The 19,462-nt window shown below is 65.4% G+C and carries 18 protein-coding genes; 13 read left to right on the top strand and 5 right to left on the bottom strand.

Translation table 11 applies throughout. From position 1 onward, the window contains the following. Nucleotides 1–8: 8 nt before the first annotated feature. The 8 genes from NLM32_RS12805 (at nt 9) to NLM32_RS12770 (ending at nt 9,472) form a co-directional block, all read left to right on the top strand. The gene (locus NLM32_RS12805) at nt 9–665 is read left to right on the top strand and encodes a DsbA family protein (RefSeq protein ID WP_254129332.1); all 657 of its coding nucleotides are present in this window, start codon (nt 9–11) and stop codon (nt 663–665) included. A 217-nt stretch (nt 666–882) separates the two neighbouring features. Continuing rightward, nucleotides 883–4,347, top strand: a complete 3,465-nt coding sequence (gene smc / locus NLM32_RS12800; protein WP_254129331.1) for a chromosome segregation protein SMC — start codon at nt 883–885, stop codon at nt 4,345–4,347. Between the two features lie 55 nt (nt 4,348–4,402). Continuing rightward, nucleotides 4,403–5,380, top strand: coding sequence for a small ribosomal subunit Rsm22 family protein (locus tag NLM32_RS12795; protein ID WP_254129330.1), 978 nt, complete (start codon nt 4,403–4,405; stop codon nt 5,378–5,380). A gap of 134 nt (nt 5,381–5,514) precedes the next feature. Beyond that, entirely contained in the window at nt 5,515–6,075 is a 561-nt protein-coding gene (locus NLM32_RS12790) for a LemA family protein (protein ID WP_254129329.1), read from the top strand. A gap of 32 nt (nt 6,076–6,107) precedes the next feature. Then, nucleotides 6,108–7,352, top strand: coding sequence for a M48 family metallopeptidase (locus NLM32_RS12785; RefSeq protein ID WP_254129328.1), 1,245 nt, complete (start codon nt 6,108–6,110; stop codon nt 7,350–7,352). A gap of 215 nt (nt 7,353–7,567) precedes the next feature. Further along, nucleotides 7,568–8,320, top strand: a complete 753-nt coding sequence (locus NLM32_RS12780) for a hypothetical protein (protein WP_254129327.1) — start codon at nt 7,568–7,570, stop codon at nt 8,318–8,320. Between the two features lie 60 nt (nt 8,321–8,380). Beyond that, nucleotides 8,381–9,049, top strand: coding sequence for a hypothetical protein (locus NLM32_RS12775; protein WP_254129326.1), 669 nt, complete (start codon nt 8,381–8,383; stop codon nt 9,047–9,049). 90 nt (nt 9,050–9,139) lie between these two features. Next, complete coding sequence (locus NLM32_RS12770) at nt 9,140–9,472, top strand: GIY-YIG nuclease family protein (RefSeq protein WP_254129325.1); 333 nt, start codon at nt 9,140–9,142, stop codon at nt 9,470–9,472. Between the two features lie 19 nt (nt 9,473–9,491). Here the strand turns inward: NLM32_RS12770 and NLM32_RS12765 are convergent, their stop codons facing one another. From NLM32_RS12765 to petA, 5 genes are all read right to left on the bottom strand, one after another. Beyond that, nucleotides 9,492–10,031 (bottom strand): adenine phosphoribosyltransferase, encoded by a 540-nt coding sequence (locus NLM32_RS12765; RefSeq protein WP_254129324.1) that lies wholly within the window; start codon nt 10,029–10,031, stop codon nt 9,492–9,494. A 9-nt stretch (nt 10,032–10,040) separates the two neighbouring features. After that, the gene (locus NLM32_RS12760; RefSeq protein WP_254129323.1) at nt 10,041–12,206 is read right to left on the bottom strand and encodes an anthranilate synthase component I; all 2,166 of its coding nucleotides are present in this window, start codon (nt 12,204–12,206) and stop codon (nt 10,041–10,043) included. Nucleotides 12,207–12,437: 231 nt separating this feature from the next. Beyond that, a complete protein-coding gene (locus NLM32_RS12755; protein ID WP_007607077.1) occupies nt 12,438–13,112 on the bottom strand; it encodes a dienelactone hydrolase family protein in 675 nt (224 codons plus the stop codon). A 148-nt stretch (nt 13,113–13,260) separates the two neighbouring features. Further along, nucleotides 13,261–15,324 (bottom strand): cytochrome b/c1, encoded by a 2,064-nt coding sequence (gene fbcH, locus NLM32_RS12750; RefSeq protein ID WP_254129322.1) that lies wholly within the window; start codon nt 15,322–15,324, stop codon nt 13,261–13,263. 62 nt (nt 15,325–15,386) lie between these two features. Further along, a complete protein-coding gene (gene petA / locus NLM32_RS12745) occupies nt 15,387–15,917 on the bottom strand; it encodes a ubiquinol-cytochrome c reductase iron-sulfur subunit (protein ID WP_254129321.1) in 531 nt (176 codons plus the stop codon). A gap of 279 nt (nt 15,918–16,196) precedes the next feature. Between petA and NLM32_RS12740 the strand changes: the two genes are divergently transcribed. From NLM32_RS12740 to NLM32_RS12720, 5 genes are read left to right on the top strand one after another with little or no spacing between them, the layout of a single operon-like run. After that, a complete protein-coding gene (locus NLM32_RS12740) occupies nt 16,197–16,655 on the top strand; it encodes a tRNA (cytidine(34)-2'-O)-methyltransferase (protein WP_254129320.1) in 459 nt (152 codons plus the stop codon). A gap of 19 nt (nt 16,656–16,674) precedes the next feature. After that, nucleotides 16,675–17,307 (top strand): 7-carboxy-7-deazaguanine synthase, encoded by a 633-nt coding sequence (gene queE / locus NLM32_RS12735; protein WP_254129319.1) that lies wholly within the window; start codon nt 16,675–16,677, stop codon nt 17,305–17,307. Nucleotides 17,308–17,321: 14 nt separating this feature from the next. After that, nucleotides 17,322–17,687 (top strand): 6-carboxytetrahydropterin synthase, encoded by a 366-nt coding sequence (locus NLM32_RS12730; RefSeq protein WP_254129318.1) that lies wholly within the window; start codon nt 17,322–17,324, stop codon nt 17,685–17,687. Nucleotides 17,688–17,691: 4 nt separating this feature from the next. Further along, nucleotides 17,692–18,591, top strand: coding sequence for an oxygen-dependent coproporphyrinogen oxidase (gene hemF, locus NLM32_RS12725; RefSeq protein WP_254129317.1), 900 nt, complete (start codon nt 17,692–17,694; stop codon nt 18,589–18,591). Further along, nucleotides 18,582–19,334 carry an HAD family hydrolase gene (locus NLM32_RS12720; protein ID WP_254129316.1) on the top strand — a complete coding sequence of 251 codons (753 nt, stop codon included), beginning with the start codon at nt 18,582–18,584 and terminating at the stop codon, nt 19,332–19,334. Before hemF ends, NLM32_RS12720 begins: the two co-directional genes overlap by 10 nt. Nucleotides 19,335–19,462: the final 128 nt, after the last annotated feature.

The raw sequence follows: 19,462 nt of genomic DNA, 5'->3' as shown, positions 1-19,462 counted from the left end.
AGCCGACCTTGATCATCACCCGCCGCGCCTTCACCACGATGCTGTCGCTGACCGGTCTTGCCGCGCTCGCCGGGCTCTCGCCGCTGCGGTTCATCTCCGAAGCAATGGCTCAGGCCGCCGGGGATGTCGCCAAGCCGGTGTCGCTGCCCGACATGGCGCTCGGCCCGAAGGACGCCGCCGTCACCATCACCGAATTCGCCTCGATGACCTGCCCGCATTGCGCGGCCTTCAACGAGCAGGTGTTCCCCAAGATCAAGTCGGAATACATCGACACCGGCAAGATCCGTTACGTCTTCCGCGAGTTCCCGCTCGACATCAAGGCCGCCGCCGGCTCGATGCTGTCGCGCTGCATCGCCAATGGCGACGCGCCGAAATATTTCGCCGTCACCGACATGCTGTTTCGCCAGCAGAACGACTGGGTGATGAAGAACACCACCGAGACGCTGACGCGGATCGGCAAGCAGGCCGGCCTCACCCAGCAGCAGGTGGAAGCCTGCCTGAAGGACCAGGCGCTGCTCGACAAGATCGCCGCCGACCAGAAATATGCCAGCGACGTTCTGAAGGTCGATTCGACGCCGACGTTCTTCATCAACGGCGAGAAGATCAAGGGCGAGACCTCGTTCGAGGAATTCGCGAAGAAGATCAATCCGCTGCTGAAGAGCTGATTCGCTCGTCAAGATCCTGATTCGCATCTCGAAAGCCGTAGCTTTCCCGGCATAAATCCCTTGGGAAAAGCGGCTTTCGCAGGTTGCCCTCGCGGCACACCACGGCCATTGTCCGCCGCATGAGGCGCCGAGCGCGACTCGCCCCAGAGAGTGACATTGCCTTCCATGGTATTGTCTCGGCAGGGGGATTCGCGCCTGCCAACAGAGATGCGTGCTTATGAAAATCACCCGCCTACGCCTGCACGGCTTCAAGTCCTTCGTTGAGCCCACGGACTTCGTCATCGAGCCCGGCCTGACCGGCGTGGTCGGCCCCAACGGTTGCGGCAAGTCGAATCTCGTCGAGGCGCTGCGCTGGGCGATGGGTGAGACGTCCTACAAGAGCTTGCGCGCCGCCGACATGGACGCGGTGATCTTCGCCGGCTCCGGCAATCGTCCCGCGCGCAACCACGCCGAAGTGACGATGACGATCGACAATGCCGATCGCACCGCGCCTGCGGCGATGAACGACAGCCAGCTGCTCGAAATCTCCCGCCGCATCGAGCGCGAAGCCGGCTCGGTCTATCGCATCAACGGCCGTGACGTCCGCGCCCGCGACGTGCAGATCCTGTTTGCGGACGCCGCCACCGGCGCACGTTCGCCCGCCCTCGTTCACCAGGGCAAGATCGGCGAAATCATTCAGGCCAAGCCCGAGCAGCGCCGCCGCGTGCTGGAAGACGCCGCCGGCGTCGCCGGTCTGCACGCCCGCCGTCACGAGGCCGAGCTGCGGCTGAAGGCAGCCGAGACCAACCTCACCCGCGTCGAGGACGTGATCGGCCAGCTTTCCGGCCAGATGGAAGGCCTGAAGAAGCAGGCCCGCCAGGCGGTGCGCTATCGCGAGGTCGCGGCCAAGGTCCGCAAGGCGGAAGCCACGCTGTTCCACCTGCGCTGGATCGGCGCCCATGCCGACGTCAATGAATCCGGCCAGACCCATGATCTCGCCGTGCGCGAGATGGCCGAGCGTACCCAGCATCAGGCCGAAGCCGCCCGTATCCAGGCGATCCGTGCCGCCGAAATGCCGGCGCTGCGCGATGCCGAAGCGCGCGCCGCCGCCGGCCTGCAGCGCCTGACCAATGCCCGCGAGCTGCTCGACCGCGAGGAAGAGCGCGCCAAGGAGCGCGTCGCCGAGCTCGAGCGCCGTCTCGCCCAGTTCGAGGGTGACATCTCTCGCGCCCAGCAGCAGACCATGGACGCCGACGTCGCGCTGCAGCGGCTCGACACCGAAGATGCCGAGCTGAAGGAAGAGATCAAGTCGCGCGTCGAGAAGCGCTCCGGCGTCGACGAACGCGTCGGCGAGGCCGAGGCCGTGCTGACCGAAACCGAGCAGCAGTTTTCCGAGCTCACCACCGCGCTCGCCGACCTCACCGCCAAGCGCAACCAGCTCGAAGCCAACGTCCGTACCCACCGCGACAAGCTCGCGCGTCTCGACCAGGAGATCGCGAACGTCTCCGCGGAAGAGCAGAAGCTGGCCGCCGACACCGGCGGCTTCGGCGATCTCGACGAACTGACCGCCGTGGTCGAGACCGCCGAGCAGACGCTCGCCGCCTCCGAAGCTGCCGCGCAGGCGAGCGAAGCCGCGCACGTCGCCGCGCGCCAGACGCTGGAATCCTCGCGCTCGCCGCTGGTCGAAGCCGACAAGCGCGTGCAGCGGCTCGATACCGAGGCGCGCACGATCTCCAAGATCGTCAACGGCGAGACCAAGAATCTGTGGCCGCCGATCATCGACGGCATCACGGTCGACAAGGGCTTTGAAAAGGCCATCGGCGCCGCACTCGGCGACGATCTCGATGCGCCCGTCGATCCGTCGGCGCCGATGCGCTGGACCAATGCCGGCGTCACCGAGGGCGATCCGGAACTGCCCGAAGGCGTCACGCCGCTCGCCAACCATGTTCAGGCGCCGGCCGAGCTGACGCGCCGCCTCGCGCAGATCGGCGTCGTGCCGCGCGAGCGCGGTGCCGAGCTGGTGTCGCAGCTCAAGACCGGCCAGCGGCTGGTTTCGCCCGAAGGCGACGTCTGGCGCTGGGACGGCTTTGTCGCCGCCGCCCACGCCCCGACCGGCGCCGCGCGGCGTCTCGCCGAGCGCGCCCGTCTCGTCGACATCGAGAACGAGCTGGAGCAGGCTCGCATCGACGCGCAGATCAAGCGTCAGGCGCTGGAGAACGCCGAGTCCGAACTGCAGATGGCCGCCAGCACCGAAGGTGCCAGCCGCGAGGCCTGGCGCGCCGCGCAGCGCGAGCTGAACGTCGCACGCGAGCGCCACGCCACGGCCGAGCGCGAGATCAGCCGCCACGCCGCGCGCAAGGCGACGCTGTCGGAAGCGCACAGCCGTCTCGCCGCCGATCGCGCCGAGGCCGAGGCCGCCTACGAATACGCCGAGGCCGGCATCAGTGAGCTGCCGTCGAGCGAGGACACCGAGACCCGTCTCGCCGCCGTCCGCAGCGACATCGAAAACCATCGCCGCATGGCCGCCCAGGTCCGCGCCGAGGCGCAGGCGCTGGCGCGCGAGGCCGAGCTCGCCGACCGTCGCGTGCAGGCGATCCTCGCCGAGCGCACCGAATGGCAGAACCGCAAGGAGAGCGCGGCCTCCCATATCGACACCATCCAGACCCGCATCACCGAGGTCTCGATCGAGCGCAGCGATCTCGAGAACGCGCCCGCCGTGTTCGCCGAGAAGCGCAGCGCGCTGATCACCGAGATCGAGTACGCCGAGAACGACCGCCGCATGGCCGCTGATGCGCTCGCCACCGCCGAGACCGCGATGGCCGAGACCGATCGTGTCGCCAAGCTGACCCTCGAAGCCCTCTCCAGCTCGCGCGAGGCCACTGCGCGCGCCGAGGAGCGCATGGAAGGTTCGCGGCGCCGGCTCGAGGACATCGAGCGCGAGATCCGCGACATGCTCGAAGTCGAGCCGCAGGCCGTCGCCGGCCTCGCCGAGCTCGAGCCCGGCGCGGAGCTGCCGCCGCTGCACGACATCGAGGAGGACCTCGAAAAGATGCGCCGGGATCGCGAGCGCCTCGGCGCCGTGAACCTGCGTGCCGAGGAAGAGCTGCGCGAGGTCGAGACCCAGCACACGGGCCTCGTCACCGAGCGCGACGACCTGGTTGAGGCCATCAAGCGGCTGCGCCAGGGCATCCAGAGCCTCAACAAGGAAGCGCGCGAGCGGCTCCTGACCTCGTTCGAGGTCGTCAACAATCACTTCAAGCGCCTGTTCGTCGAGCTGTTCGGCGGCGGCGAGGCCGCGCTGCATCTGATCGAGAGCGACGACCCGCTCGAAGCCGGTCTCGAAATCATCGCCAAGCCGCCGGGCAAGAAGCCCCAGACACTGTCGCTGCTCTCGGGCGGCGAGCAGGCGCTGACCGCCATGGCGCTGATCTTCGCGGTGTTCTTGACCAACCCCTCGCCGATCTGCGTGCTGGACGAAGTCGACGCGCCGCTCGACGACCACAACGTCGAACGCTACTGCAACCTCCTGCACGAGATGACCAGCTCGACCGACACGCGCTTCGTCATCATCACGCACAATCCGATCACGATGGCGCGGATGAACCGCCTGTTCGGCGTCACCATGGCCGAGCGCGGCGTCTCCCAACTCGTCTCGGTGAGCCTGTCCGAAGCCGTGGACATTCTCGATCAGAACGTGGCGTGATATCTCTGCCGTCATTCCGGACCTCGCGACGCGAGCGGAATGACGGTAGGCCAACATGATCTCACCCACCCTCCCCGCCGAACTCAAGGCCGCGCTCGACGCCAGGCTGCAGGGATTTTCCCGCACCGACGCAGCGCAGCGCTCGCAGAAGATCTCGACGACCTATCGTGCAGGCGGCGGGTCCGGCACGATCAAGTCGGACGCCGATGCGCTCGCCTATGCGCTGGCGCGCATGCCGGCGACCTACGCCGCTGTTGCCGCAAGCCTGAATGCACTGGGCGAGATCGCGCCGGATCTCGCCCCGGAAACGCTACTCGATGTCGGCGCGGGCCCCGGTACCGCGAGCTGGGCCGCCGCGGAGGCCTTTTCATCGCTGCAGGATTTTACCTTGCTCGATGCCAACGCCACGCTAAGCCGGCTCGCGCTTGAGCTGGCACAGGACAGCACGCGCCTCGCCGATTGTCGCTATTTGCCCGGCGATGCCGCCACCAACCTCGCCGAAGTCTCGCAAGCCGATCTCGTGGTCGCCAGTTACATCATCGGCGAACTCAGTGAGGCCGACCAGCGCAAGCTCGCGGAAACGATGTGGACGAAAGCGCGTCACGCGCTGGTCGTCATCGAACCTGGCACGCCCGCCGGCTATGCCCGCATCCTTGCGCTGCGCCAGCACCTGATCGCCGCGGGCGCCTATGTCGCCGCGCCCTGCCCGCACGAAAAGCCATGCCCGCTCGTTGCACCCGACTGGTGCCATTTCAATCAGCGCCTGCCGCGCTCGCAGGCGCACCGCCAGATCAAGGGCGCCGACGTGCCGTTCGAGGACGAGCGCTTCATCTACGTGGCGCTGACCCGCACACCACCAGCGGCCCGCGCGGCGCGCGTGCTCGCGCCGCCGGATGTCGGCAAGGCCGAGATCACGGCCAAGCTTTGCACGAAGGACGGTGTCGAACTCGCCAAGGTCGCGCGGCGCGACAAGGCCGCCTATGCAGGCGCCCGTCGCTGGCGCTGGGGCGATGCCGTCCTGTCCGAAAGTTAACCTCGTTTGCCGCTTTTGCCCTGAACTCGGATGGCTCCCGATCCGACCAAGTCTTACCTTCCCTCCGCGCGGGGCTCGCCCCGGCCCGATTTTGGGTTACGCTGTCCGCCCCAATTCCCCTTCAGGAGTTCTCCATGTCGACCGGCTGGATCGTTCTCGGCGTCATCGTCGTCCTCGTGCTGTTCGCTTTCAGCGCCTACAACCGGCTGGTGGCGCTGGGCCAGCGCGTCGGCCAGGCCTTTGCCGACGTCGACGTGCAGCTCAAGCAGCGTCACGATCTGATCCCGAACCTGGTCGAGACGGTGAAGGGGTATGCCTCGCACGAGCGCGGCACGCTCGACGACGTCATCAAGGCGCGCAATTCGGCGATGTCGGCGCAGGGGCCGGCGCAAGTGTCCGCCGCCGAAAACCAGCTTTCCGGCGCGCTCGGCCGGCTGATCGCGCTGTCGGAGGCCTATCCCGACCTCAAGGCCAACGCCAATTTCCAGCAGCTCGCGTCCGAGCTCTCCGACCTGGAGAACAAGATCGCGGCCAGCCGCCGCTTCTTCAACAACGCGGTCCAGGAATACAACACCGGCATCCAGCAGATGCCCGCGGCTCTGTTCGCCGGCATGTTCGGCTTCACCAAGAAGGACTTCTTCGATCTGGGCGCGAGCCGCGCCGAGGTCGAGGCTGCGCCTCAGGTGAAGTTCTGATCTGAGCCGACAGACCGGCAGGGCAACGCGTCATGGCCGCGTATGGTCTCTACACGCACATCGCCTCGAACAAGTTTCGTTCGATGCTGCTGCTCGCCGGCCTGTTCGCGCTGGTCTATGTGCTGGTCTATGCCGGCGCACTGGTCGCCGAGGTCGTCATCAACGGCAACGGGACCGTCGCCTATTATCTGAACCGCGCCTTGCACGACCTCATCGTCGCCTTCCCCTTTGCGACGATCGCGGCAGTTGCCTGGATCATCATCGCCTATTTCTTCCATCAGTCGATGATCGACGCGGTGACCGGCGGCCATGACGTCACGCGGCAGGAAGAGCCGCGGCTCTACAATCTGCTGGAAAATCTCTGCATCTCGCGCGGCATCACCATGCCGAAGCTGAAGATCATGGAGAGCCCGGCGCTGAACGCATTCGCGACCGGCCTCAACCCGCGGCAATATGCAATCACCGTCACCACGGGTCTGCTCAAGGCGCTGAACGACCAGGAGATCGAGGCTGTGCTCGGCCACGAGCTCACCCACATCAAGAACGGCGACGTGCAGCTGATGGTGGTCGCCGTCATCATCGCCGGCGTGGTCGGCTTCTTCGGCGAATTGTTCTTCCGGCTGTTCACGAATTTGAGCTGGAGCTCCGGTGGCGGCTCGTGGTCGTCGGGTTCTTCCTCGTCGTCGCGGTCGTCCTCTTCGTCCAGCGACAACAAGAGCTCAGGCGGCGGCGCCATCGTGGTCATCATCATCGCGGTCGTGCTGATCGTGGTGGCCTGGCTGGTATCGCAAGTGGTCAAGCTGGCGCTATCGCGATCGCGCGAATATCTGGCCGACGCCGGCTCGGTCGAGCTGACCAAGAATCCCGATGCCATGATCTCCGCGTTGCGCAAGATCGAGAACCGCGGCGAATTGCCGGGCGCGACCTCCGCGGTGATGGAGCTTTGCCTCGACAATCCGCGCGAAGGCTTTTCGGATCTGTTCGCGACCCACCCTTCCGTGCAGTCCCGCGTCGACGCGCTGGTCAAGTTCGCCGGCGGCCATGATCCCGGTCCGCTGCCGCCCCCCTCTGAGGAGACGGACCAGCCCGAGACCGACGAGCCCGACGCACAGACCGATCCGCAGAACGCCCCTCCTCCGGTCCCGCGTGGCCCGTGGAACGATGCAGGCAACCCACCCGGTCCGCCGCCCGTGCCTGCACCGAGCCCTGCCGGAACCGCAGCCGGCAATCCGCTGGGTCCCATCGGCAATCCCATGGGTCCGTGGGGCCGCCACTGAGCTTGCGATCTGCCGCGCCTCGCGCCGGTTTCACAACGTTTGGGAAAAACTGCTGGAATTGCCGCCGAGCTGTGCCAGAGATTTGAATTCTCCCTTGTTTCTGCCATGTTCGCGCCCAACAGCAGACTTGGGACTTCCTTGGGACATCCTTGGGACATCGATTTGGGGCCCGGCCGATTGCGACCTCGCGATCGGGGGCGCGTTAGGGGACAGCAATGGCAAAGCCGGCAGTGGTTGTGGTGGGCGCGGACAAGGGCGGGGTCGGCAAGACGACAGTGTCCCGCACCCTGCTCGATTATTTTTCCGCCAACAACGTGCAAACGCGCGCCTTCGACACGGAGTCACCGCGCGGAACGCTGAAGCGCTTCCACCCGGAGATTACCGAGATCGTCGACATGACGACGACGTCGGACCAGATGAAGATCTTCGACACGCTGAACGCCGTGAGCCCGTCGGTGACCGTGATCGACGTCCGCGCCGGCCTGCTCTCGCCGGCATTGGCGTCGCTGCGCGACATCGGCTTCCTCGATGCCGCCAAGGCCGGCCAGATCACCTTTGCGGTGTTCCACATCCTCGGCCCCTCGATCGCCTCGCTCGAGGAGATCGCCGAGACGGCCGGGTTCATGACCGGCGCAAAATATTTCCTGGTAAAGAACTTCATCAACGACACCCAGTTCTTCCAGTGGGACCAGGCCACCTACAATTCCTACTTCCACCGCATCAAGGATGCGACCGAGCTGACGATCCCGAAGCTCAACGAAATGGCCTATGAACAGGTCGAGGTCTCGTCCGTTCCGTTCCTGAAATTCGTCGCCAACAAGGGCATCAACGACGAGGCTGCGAACTATTCGTTCGTGCTGCGCGGCTATGTCCGGCACTGGCTGGCGAACGTCTGGAGCGAATTCGACCGGATCCGGCTGACAGACATCGTCGGCTCGAAGCCCACCTCCCGCAACAGCGAAAAATAGTTGCGCAGGCCGGGCTGATACGGCTGGATTGGGCGGCAAGTTGGCCTGATATAGCTGTCGATGTCCGCGACGCCCCTCTACATCATCTGCTCGCCCCGCCCGCAGGTCGGCAAGACGCTGCTGGCGCGGCTGCTTGCCGAATTCCTGCTGCTCAAGAACGGCAACGTCACGGCCTTCGACGTCAATCTGAAGGAACCGTCGCTGCTCGATTATCTGCCGAAGGTCACGGAAACCGCTGACGTCGTCGACACCTACGGCAAGATGCAGCTGATGGACCGCGTCATCGTCGATGACGGGCTTGCCAAGGTCATCGACCTCGGCTTCCACGCCTTCGACGAATTCTTCAAGATGACCGAAGAGATCGGCCTGCTCAAGGAAGCGGCGCGCCGGCATGTGGCGCCGATGATCCTGTTCGTCGCCGACACCGACCGTGTCTCCGCCCGCGCCCATGAGATGCTGCGCCAGCAGATCCCGCGGATCAACCTGATCACCGTCGACAACGAGTTCGTCATCCGCGGCGAGCTGCCGCCCGCGATGGCCGGCGGCCGGCTGTTCCGCCTGCCGGCGCTGCCGGGCTTCCTCAAGACCTATATCGACCGGCTGAACTTCTCCTTCACCGGCTATTTGCGCCAGGAGAAGGATTCCTCGACCGAACTGCACCAGTGGACCCGGCGCAATTACCTCGCCTTCCGCGAACTTGAGCTCAGCCTGATCCTGCAACGCTCTTAGGCCACAAATTATACCCGGATAATATTGACGACTGGCCACGTTGGGCTTAATGAGGCGGGCTTCAACGTCCCCTCCAGCCAGGGCCCAGCCGTGAGCATCGACCGGAAAGCAGCCATCGCCGCCTACAAGGAGCGGAAGACCGTTGCGGGCATCTATGTGGTCCGCTGCGCGGCCTCAGGCGAGGCCTGGGTCGGCCAGGCACCGAACCTGGAGACCATCCAGAACCGCATCTGGTTCACCCTGCGCCAGGGCAGCCACCCCTGCCGCAGCCTCCAGGCCGCCTGGAAGGCGCATGGTGAGGCCGGCCTGACCTTCAGCGAATGCGAACGGCTGGAAGATGAGGAAAGCGCCTATGTCAGGAACGCGCTGCTGAAGGAGCGCATGCTGCATTGGCTGACGGAGCTGAAGGCCGAGGCGATCTGACGATCGCCGCGGCGGCTGCTCAATGCCCCTCGAACGTCATCAGCGTACGCACGGGCACGTCCATCGCGCGCAGCTTGGCGGCGCCGCCGAGATCGGGCAGGTCGATGATGAAGCAGGCGGCGACGACATTGGCGCCGATCTGGCGCAGCAGCTTCACCGCACCTTCCGCGGTGCCACCGGTGGCGATGAGATCGTCCACGAGGATCACGCGCTCGCCGGGCTGGATCGCATCGATGTGCATCTCCATCTCGTCGATGCCGTATTCCAGCGAATAGGCGATGCGCACGGTGGTGTGCGGCAGCTTGCCCTTCTTGCGGATCGGCACGAAGCCGGCCGAGAGCTGATGCGCCACCGCGCCGCCGATGATGAAGCCGCGCGCCTCCATGCCGGCAACCTTGTCGATCTTGTTGCCGGCCCAGGGGTTCACCAGTTCGTCGACCGCGCGGCGGAAGGCGCGTGCGTCCGCGAGCAAGGTCGTGATGTCGCGGAACATAATCCCCGGCTTGGGATAATCCGGGATGGTGCGGACGCTCGCCTTCAGGTCGTGGTCAAAGGTCATTGGTGCCTCTCAATTGACCGGCGCATCCAGCCGGAACGCGTTCTCGACAATCCGCAAGCCCACCTCGTTGCCGAGCGACATCAGCGACTCCGGGTGAAATTGGACGCCTGCGACCGGCAGGGTCTTGTGCTCCAGCGCCATGGCGACGCCATCCTCTGTGCTGGCAGTGACGCTCAGAACATCCGGCATGCTGTCGCGTTCGACGAAGAGCGAATGGTAGCGACCGATCACGATCTCGTTCGGCAGATTGCGCATCAAGCGCCCGCCGCGCACCTGGACCCGTGACGGCCGGCCGTGCGCGGGATGGGTGAGTTGGCCGAGCTCGCCGCCGAAATATTCGCCGATCGCCTGCACGCCAAGGCAGACGCCGAACACCGGCAGCTTGTTCTCAAGCGCAGCGTCGATCGTCGTCTTGATCCCGAAATCCTCCGGGCGGCCCGGGCCGGGCGACAGCACCAGCAAGTCCCACCTCTTCTGCTTGAGCATGTCGAGCGCATGCACATAGCGGACCACGGTGACGCTGGCGCCGACCTGACGGAAGTAATCGGCGAGCATGTGCACAAAACTGTCGTCATGGTCGATCAGCAGCACGCGCTTGCCCGAACCGGTGGCATCGGGGGCAAACGCGGACAGCGGCTTCGGTGGATCGCCGCGCAGCGCCTGGAACAGGGCTGCGGCTTTCACCTGGCATTCGCGGTCTTCCGCGGCGGGATCGGAGTCGAACAGACAGGTGGCGCCGACGCGGACCTCGGCGAGACCATCCTTCATGCGGATGGTGCGGATGGTGAGACCGGTGTTGATGCTGCCATCGAAATTCACCGCGCCGATCGCGCCGGCATACCACCGCCGCGGCGAGCGCTCGTGATCCTCGACGAACTGCATCGCCCAGAGCTTTGGCGCACCTGTGACGGTCACGGCCCAGGCATGGGTGAGGAAGGCGTCGAGCGCATCGAAGCCGGGACGCAGCATGCCTTCGACATGATCGACGGTATGGAACAGCTTTGAATAGGTCTCGATCTGCCGCCGCGCCAGCACCTTGATCGTGCCGGGGACGCAGACGCGCGCCTTGTCGTTGCGATCGACGTCGGTGCACATGTTGAGCTCGAACTCGTCCTTCTCCGAGTTCAGCAGCTGGCGGATCTGCTCGGCATCGCCGATCGCATCGGTGCCGCGCGCGATCGTACCCGAGATCGGACAGGTCTCGACGCGGCGCCCGTCGGAGCGCACGAACATTTCCGGAGAAGCGGAGACGAGGAATTCGCCGTCACCGAGATTCATCAGCGCGCCATAGGGCGACGGGTTGATGACGCAGAGGCGCTGGAACACTTCGGCCGGCGAGCGCTCGCACGGCTCGGCGAAGAGCTGGCCGGGCACGGCCTCGAAGAGATCACCGCGGGCAAAGGCCGCGCGCGCAGTCTCGACGGTGGCCTGATATTCGCCAGGCGCGTGATCGGCAAAGCCCTGGCGCCCCGTCTTCAGATACGGGCTCTCGGCCGTCTCGCGCGGCAGGCCTTCGCTCGATTTGCCCTTCCACGCGAAATCGTAACTGAGCACGACGCCTCGCCCCGTGGCGCGGTCATAGGCGAGCAAGCGGTCGGGAACGTAGAGCACGATGTCGCGCTGATCGTTCTCGCGCGGGCGCTTCTGCACGAGGTCCTCGATCTGGAAGACGAGGTCGTAGGCGAAGGCGCCGAACAGGCCGAGCAGCCCGTCATCATTGGACGAGAAAGCGGCGACGAGATCGCGCACCAGCGACATCACGCTGGCGCGCCGCGTACGCTGGTCTTCCTCGATCGGCGCGTCGCCACGGATGATGTGGCCTGCAAGCCGCGTCGTGGTTTTCTCGGAGATCACGACGCAGGGCTCGCGCAAGACGTCGGCGAGGAAGGCGATCAGCACCTCGCCACGCGGATTGAGCGCTTCGAGCTTGAAATTGACGCCGGTGGTTTCGAGCTTGAGCGGCGGATCGGAGAAACCGAGGTCGAAGCTCTCGTAGCGGCCCGGCACGGTCGTGCCCGAGGACAGCACCACGCCACGGCGACGGTCGAGCAGGCTGATAAGATCGTCGAGCCGGTCGGCGTGGCCGGTGAACTGTTCGGCCACGCGCGTGATCGCGAGACCGCCGCGGGTGACGTAATCGCTTCTGGCCGGGAGGGCAAAGACTGTCCTGTTCATGTGGTCCTCTTACGAAACTTGCCGAGGGAACGCCACACAGGACAAACGATCAGGCCGCCGCACTGTGCTGGCGACCTCTAGCGATCTTGGGAAAATAAATCGCACCGGCCACCTCTTAGGAGGTGCGCCACCAACGACGGGATGGGCGGGCTGCGGTGCTCATGGGGCGGATACTCACCATGGCGCGGGGACGGCGTCAAGGGCGCCACCCCGCACGACGGGCTACGGAGGCTACCCCAGATGCTTCCGGAAAAACTCCGTCGCCCTGCCCCAGGCGAGCTCGGCGGCTTCGCGGTCGTGCACGGCCTGGCGCTGCTCGTTGACGAAGGCGTGCTCGGCGTCATAGCGGAACAGCTCGAGCGATTTGCCGGCGGCCTTCATGGCCTTTTCGAAGCCGTTGACCAGCTCCGGCGTGCACCAATCGTCCTTGTTGGCGAAATGGGCCTGCAGCGGGATCTTGACGTCGGCGGGCTTGGCCGCCTGCTCCGGCGGAATGCCGTAGAACACGACGCCGGCGGCGAGCTCCGGCACATGCACCGAGCCGATGATGGTGACGGCGCCACCGAGGCAGAAGCCGGTCAAGCCGACCTTGGCGCCGTTGCGCGACAGATATTGCGTGGCGCCGCGCACCGTCTGCGTGGTGGCATCCATGAAATCGAGCGAGTTCATCTCTTTGCCGGCCGCATCCGTGTCGTGATACGGCACCACCTTGCCCTTGTAGAGATCGGGCGCCAGTGCATCGAAGCCGGCGAGCGCGAAGCGGTCGCACAGGCCCTTGATCTGGTCCGACAGGCCCCACCATTCCTGGATCACGACCACGCCCGGCGCGTTGCCGCGCGCGGCGTTGGCGAGATAGCCCGAGGCGTCCTTGCCGTCCGGACGCTTGAAGGTGATGGCGGTTCCCATGGTGTCCTCCGATGGGTTGCTGGGGAGCGGTTGGCGGTATTTTGGCGGCTGCGCGCGCGATAGGCAATCGCGCCGAACTACACACGCGCGCGTGCAACAAAAAAGCCCCCTTGCGGGGGCTTCTTCAGTCTCGTTTCGCGTCGGCCGCTCAGTGCGAGTCGGCCCAGACTTTCTTCTTGGTGAAGTACATCAGGAACGCGAAGATGATCAGGAACACGAAAACCTGGAGGCCAAGGCGCTTGCGCGCTTCCATGTGCGGCTCGGCAGTCCACATCAGGAACGTGGTGACGTCCTTGGCGTACTGCGCGACCGTCGCCGGCGAGCCGTCGTCATAGGTCACCTGGCCGTCGCTGAGCGGCTTCGGCATCTTGATGGCGTGGCCCGGGAAGAACTTGTTGTAGTACGAGCCTTCCGGGATGCTCACGCCTTCCGGCGCCTTGTCCTCGAAGCCCTGGAGCACCGCCGAGACATAATCCGGGCCCTGCTCCTGGTACTGGGTGAAGAAGTCGACCAGGAACATCGGGAAGCCGCGGCCGTAGGAACGCGCCTTGGTGATCAGCGACAGATCGGGCGGCGCCGCGCCACCATTCGCTGCGCGCGCGGCCTGCTCGTTCGGGAACGGCGAGGGGAAGTAATCGGCCGGGCGGCCCGGACGCTCGAACATGTCGCCCGCATCGTTCGGACCGTCCTTGATCTTGTAGTCGGAGGCGAACGCCGCCGCCTGCGCCACCGAATAGCCGGGGCCGCCAGCGTCCGCGAGGTTGCGGAAGGCGATGTAGGACAGGCCGTGGCAGTTGGAGCAGACTTCCTTGTAGACCTTCAGGCCGCGCTGGAGCGCACCGCGGTCATACTTGCCGAAAGGGCCCGCGAACGACCAGTTGTTGCCCGGCGGCTTGATGCCGCCTTCCTCGGCGCGGGCATCCTGCAAGGTGCCGACGAACAGCGCACCGGCAGCAACGAGCGCGACCGCGATCGAGGCCACGGCCTTGCCGCCCTTGGCGAGGATCGCCTCCGAGATCGAGTTCGGGACCGGCCGCGGCGTCTCGATGCGCGCGAGCAGCGGCAGCACGATCAGGAAGTAGGCGAAGTAGCAGACCGTCAGGACGCGGCCGGCGATCACATAGATGCCTTCCGGCGGCTGCGCACCGAGATAGCCGAGCAGGATGCAGACCGCGACGAAGATCCAGAAGAACTGCTTGGCCAGCGGACGATACTTCGACGATTTGGTCTTGGCGGCATCGAGCCAGGGCAGGAAGCACAGGATGATGATCGCCGAGAACATCCCGATCACGCCCGCGAGCTTGTTCGGGATCGAGCGCAGGATCGCGTAGAACGGCAGGTAATACCATTCCGGCACGATGTGCGGCGGCGTCACGCCCGGGTTCGCCGGAATGTAGTTGTCGGCGTCGCCGAGATAGTTCGGCATGTAGAAGATGAACCAGGCGTAGAGCAGCAGGAAGCAGGCGACGCCGAAGCCGTCCTTGATGGTCGCATGCGGCGTGAACGGCACCGTGTCCTTTTCCGTCTTCGGCTCGACGCCGTCGGGATTGTTCTGGCCGGCCACGTGCAGCGCCCAGACGTGGAGCACGACGACGCCCGCGATCAGGAACGGCAGCAGGTAGTGCAGCGAGAAGAAGCGGTTCAGCGTCGGGTTGCCGACCGAATAGCCGCCCCACAGCAGCGTCACGATGCTCTCGCCGACATAGGGAATGGCGGAGAACAGGTTGGTGATGACGGTGGCGCCCCAGAAGCTCATCTGGCCCCACGGCAGCACGTAGCCCATGAAGCCCGTTGCCATCATCAGGAGATAGATGATGACGCCGAGGATCCAGAGCACCTCGCGCGGCTCCTTGTAGGAGCCGTAATAGAGGCCGCGCAGCATGTGGACGTAGACTGCGAAGAAGAACATCGACGCGCCGCAGGCATGCATGTTGCGCAGCAGCCAGCCGAAGTTCACGTCACGAACGATCAGTTCGACCGACCTGAAGGCGAGATCGGCATGCGGCGTGTAGTGCATCGCCAGGATCACGCCGGTCAGGATCTGCATCCCCAGCATGAAGGAGAGGATGGCGCCGAACGTCCACCAGTAGTTCAGGTTACGCGGGGTGGGATAGACGACGAAGGAGGAGTGCACGAGACCCATGATCGGCAGACGTCGCTCGATCCATTGCAGGGCCGGGTTGCTCGGCTTGAATTCGGATGGTCCGCTCATGATGCGATCCTGAGGAAATAATACGACGAGACGGTTCGAGGCTTCGGACGCGGGTCCGAAGCTCAGCCGATCTGGATTTTGGTGTCGGAAACGAACTGGTACGGCGGCACCGGCAGGTTCGCGGGCGCGGGCCCCTGGCGGATGCGGCCGGACGAATCGTACTGCGAACCATGGCAGGGGCAGAAGAACCCGTCGTAATTGCCTTCATGGGCGATCGGGATGCAGCCGAGATGGGTGCAGATGCCGATCACGACCAGCCACTGGTCGTGGCCGGCCTTGACCCGGGCCTCGTCGGACTGCGGATCGGGCAGGCTCGCCACCGGAACGGCGCGCGCCTCGTCGATCTGCTTCTTGGTGCGGTGGCTGATGTAGATCGGCTTGCCGCGCCAGAACACCTTGATGTCCTGTCCCTCCGCGACGGGGCTCAGATCGACCTCGATCGGCGCACCGGCGGCGATGGTCGAGGCGTCCGGATTCATTTGATGGATAAAGGGCCAGAGCGCGACTGCGCCCCCTACTGCTGCAGCTGCCCCCGTTGCAACGAATAAGAAATCACGGCGTGTCGGATGGTCCGCCGAAGACGCTGTCGTCACGATTCCAACCCTTTCTTCTTATGCTGCCGACGGAACCGCTCCAGGAGCCCCCAAGGTCCCCGGAACAGTCTGCCGGCGCCCGCGGCCCCCCGCGGCGGCAGAACTTGGCTTGTCCCCACCAAAACAAGGCGAAAAACAGCAGTCCAGAATCGTTCTATTGGCACCCTTGCAGGGCGAGCGCAAGCCCGCTAACGGCGCGGGAGCGTGCAATGCACGAATTCCGCGGCCAGCGATGTTTTATTGAGACATTTCCGGCCCACAACAGACCCGTCACCGCCCATGCAGATCGCACTTTTCCAACCCGACATCCCGCAGAACACCGGCACGATTCTCCGCCTGTGCGCCTGTCTGGGCATCGACGCCCACATCATCGAACCCGCCGGCTTCCCGGTCTCCGACCGGCATTTCCGCCGGGCGGGAATGGATTACCTCGACCACGTCAGCATCGTCAGGCACGATTCCTGGTCGAAATTCGAGGAGTGGCGGGCGGCACACGACTACCGGCTGCTGCTGTTCACCACCAAAGGTGCCACCGACTACCGCGATTTCCGTTACCAGACGTCGGACATCCTGCTATTCGGGCGCGAGAGCGCCGGCGTCACCGACGCGGTGGTCGAGGCCGCGGATGCGCGGCTGGTGATCCCGATCACCGAGGGGCTGCGGTCGCTCAATGTCGCCATGACCGCGGCGATGGCCGCAGGCGAAGCGCTCCGGCAGGTCCGGAACCCGCAAGGCTAGATATGACGAGGAGAGACCAGTGAGTTACGCGGTCAAGGAAATCTTCCTGACCCTGCAAGGCGAAGGCGCCCATGCCGGGCGCGCATCCGTGTTCTGCCGTTTTGCCGGCTGCAACCTCTGGAGCGGCCGCGAGGTGGACCGCGCCGGCGCGACATGTCAGTTCTGCGACACGGATTTCGTCGGTACCGACGGCACGCTCGGCGGCCGCTACGCCACGGCCGCGGAACTCGCCGACACCATCGCCGCGCAATGGACGGCCTCCACCGACAACCGCTACGTGGTGCTGACTGGCGGCGAGCCGCTGCTGCAGGTGGATGACGCCCTGGTCGAGGCGCTGCATGCCCGCGGCTTCGAGATCGGCGTCGAGACCAACGGCACGGTCGCTCCGCCCGAGGGCCTCGACTGGATCTGCGTCAGCCCCAAGGGCGGCAGCGAGCTGGTGCTGCGCCAGGGGCACGAGCTGAAGCTGGTTTATCCGCAGGCCCTCGCCGCACCCGAGAGTTTCGAGAGCCTCGCTTTCGAGCGCTTCTCGCTGCAGCCGATGGACGGGCCCGAGGTCATCGAGAACACCGCGCGCGCGATCGACTATTGCCTGCGCCATCCGCAATGGCGGCTGAGCGTGCAGACGCATAAATCGCTCGGCATCAGATAGGACTGAACGGACAGATGTGGGAATTGACGAAATCGTTCCGCTTCGAGGCGGCGCATACGCTGAAGGGGACGACCTTTGGTGCTGATAGCGAAGAGATCCACGGCCACTCCTTCCGCGCCGAAGTGACGGTGCGCGGCACGCCCGACCCTGCGACCGGCATGGTGGTCGATCTCGGCCTGCTCCAGCGCGCGATCGAGGAGGTGCGGCTGACGCTCGACCACAAGTTCCTCAACAAGATCGAGGCGCTCGGCACACCGACGCTGGAGAACCTGTCGCGCTTCGTCTGGGAACGGCTCGCCCATATCGGCAAGCTGACCCGCGTCAGCATCCACCGCGACAGTTGCAACGAGAGCTGCACCTATTACGGTCCGCAGGACTAACCGCATGACATCCACTTTGGACCCAACACTGATCGAAGACCGCAAGGCCCGCGCGCGCAGCTGGTTCGAGCGCTTGCGCGACGACATCTGCGAAAACTTCGAGCGGCTCGAGGATGACGCGCCGCAAAGCCTCTATCCCGGCGAGGCCGGCCGCTTTGCGCGCACGCCGTGGCAGCGCACCGATCACAGCGGGGCCAAGGGTGGCGGCGGCGTGATGTCGATGATGTCGGGCCGCCTGTTCGAGAAGGTCGGCGTGCACTGCTCGACCGTGCACGGCGAATTCGCGCCCGAGTTTCGCGCGCAGATTCCGGGCGCCGCAGAAGACCCGCGGTTCTGGGCCTCGGGCATCTCGCTGATCGCCCACCTGCGCAATCCGCACGTACCGGCCGTGCACATGAACACGCGCTTCGTCGTCACCACCAAGGCGTGGTTCGGCGGCGGCGCCGATCTCACCCCGGTGCTCGACCGAAGGCGTACGCAGGAGGACACGGACACGCTCGCCTTCCACGCCGCGATGAAGGAAGCCTGCACCGGACCGAACGGCGTTGCCGATTACGACAAGTACAAGAAGTGGTGCGACGAGTATTTCTATCTGCCGCACCGGAAAGAGGCGCGCGGCATCGGCGGCATCTTCTACGACTGGCACGACAGCGGCGACTGGGACGCCGACCTCGCCTTCACGCAGGATGTCGGCCGCGCCTTCCTCAAGATCTATCCCGAACTTGTCAGACGGAATTTCGCGAGCGCCTGGACCGCTGAAGACCGCGAGGAGCAGCTGATCCGTCGCGGCCGATATGTCGAGTTCAACCTGCTCTACGACCGCGGCACCATCTTCGGGCTCAAGACCGGCGGCAATGTGGATTCGATCCTGTCGTCGCTGCCGCCGGAGGTGAAATGGCCATGACAACGACGAAGCCTGCAATGAGACCCCTGCCCCGCGCCATGCTGATCGACATGGACGACACCATCCTGTCGGCCTATGGCCGGCCCGAGATTGCGTGGAACACGATCGCCGAGGAATTCGCCGAGGAGCTCGGACCGCTGCCGCCGGCACAGGTCGCATCAGCCGTTCTGGCCTATGCGCGGCAGTTCTGGTCGACCGCAGGCGCCGAGTGGCGGATGAAACTCGGCGAGGCACGACGGCTCACGGTGCGCGGCGGTTTCGCAGCACTTGCCGCCAGCGGCCACCGCGCCCTCTCCGACGATCTCGCCGCGCGCCTCGCCGACCGCTTCACCACCTATCGCGAGGAAGCGATCTTCGTTTTTCCGGGCGCGCATGATGCGATCGACGCGTTCAAGGCGCACGGCGTCAAGCTGGCGCTGGTCACCAACGGCGCCGCCGACATGCAGCGCGCCAAGGTCGAGCGCTTCGAGCTGACCCATCGCTTCGACCACATCCAGATCGAGGGCGAGCACGGTTTCGGCAAGCCGGAGGAGCGCGCCTATCTGCACGCGATGGAGGCGCTCGGCGTCACCGCTGATGATACCTGGATGATCGGCGACAATCTGGAATGGGAAGTCGTCACCCCGCAGCGGCTCGGCATCTACGCGATCTGGATCGACGTGCATGGCGACGGCCTGCCCGAGGGCTCGACCGTCAAGCCGGACCGCATCATCCGCTCGCTGACCGAGCTCGTGCCGGGCTGAATCCCGAAAACAACCCCATGCACAGTAGGCGACTGCTGCAAATCCGACGGACTACGGATTTTACGAAGACACGTTGACCCGTCGGGCAAAACAGGCGCATGATGCCATCGTCGGGATGCGTGCGATGA

This window comes from Bradyrhizobium sp. CCGUVB14, from assembly GCF_024199935.1.
Lineage (GTDB): Bacteria > Pseudomonadota > Alphaproteobacteria > Rhizobiales > Xanthobacteraceae > Bradyrhizobium.
This window is presented reverse-complemented; position numbering and strand designations above follow the sequence as displayed.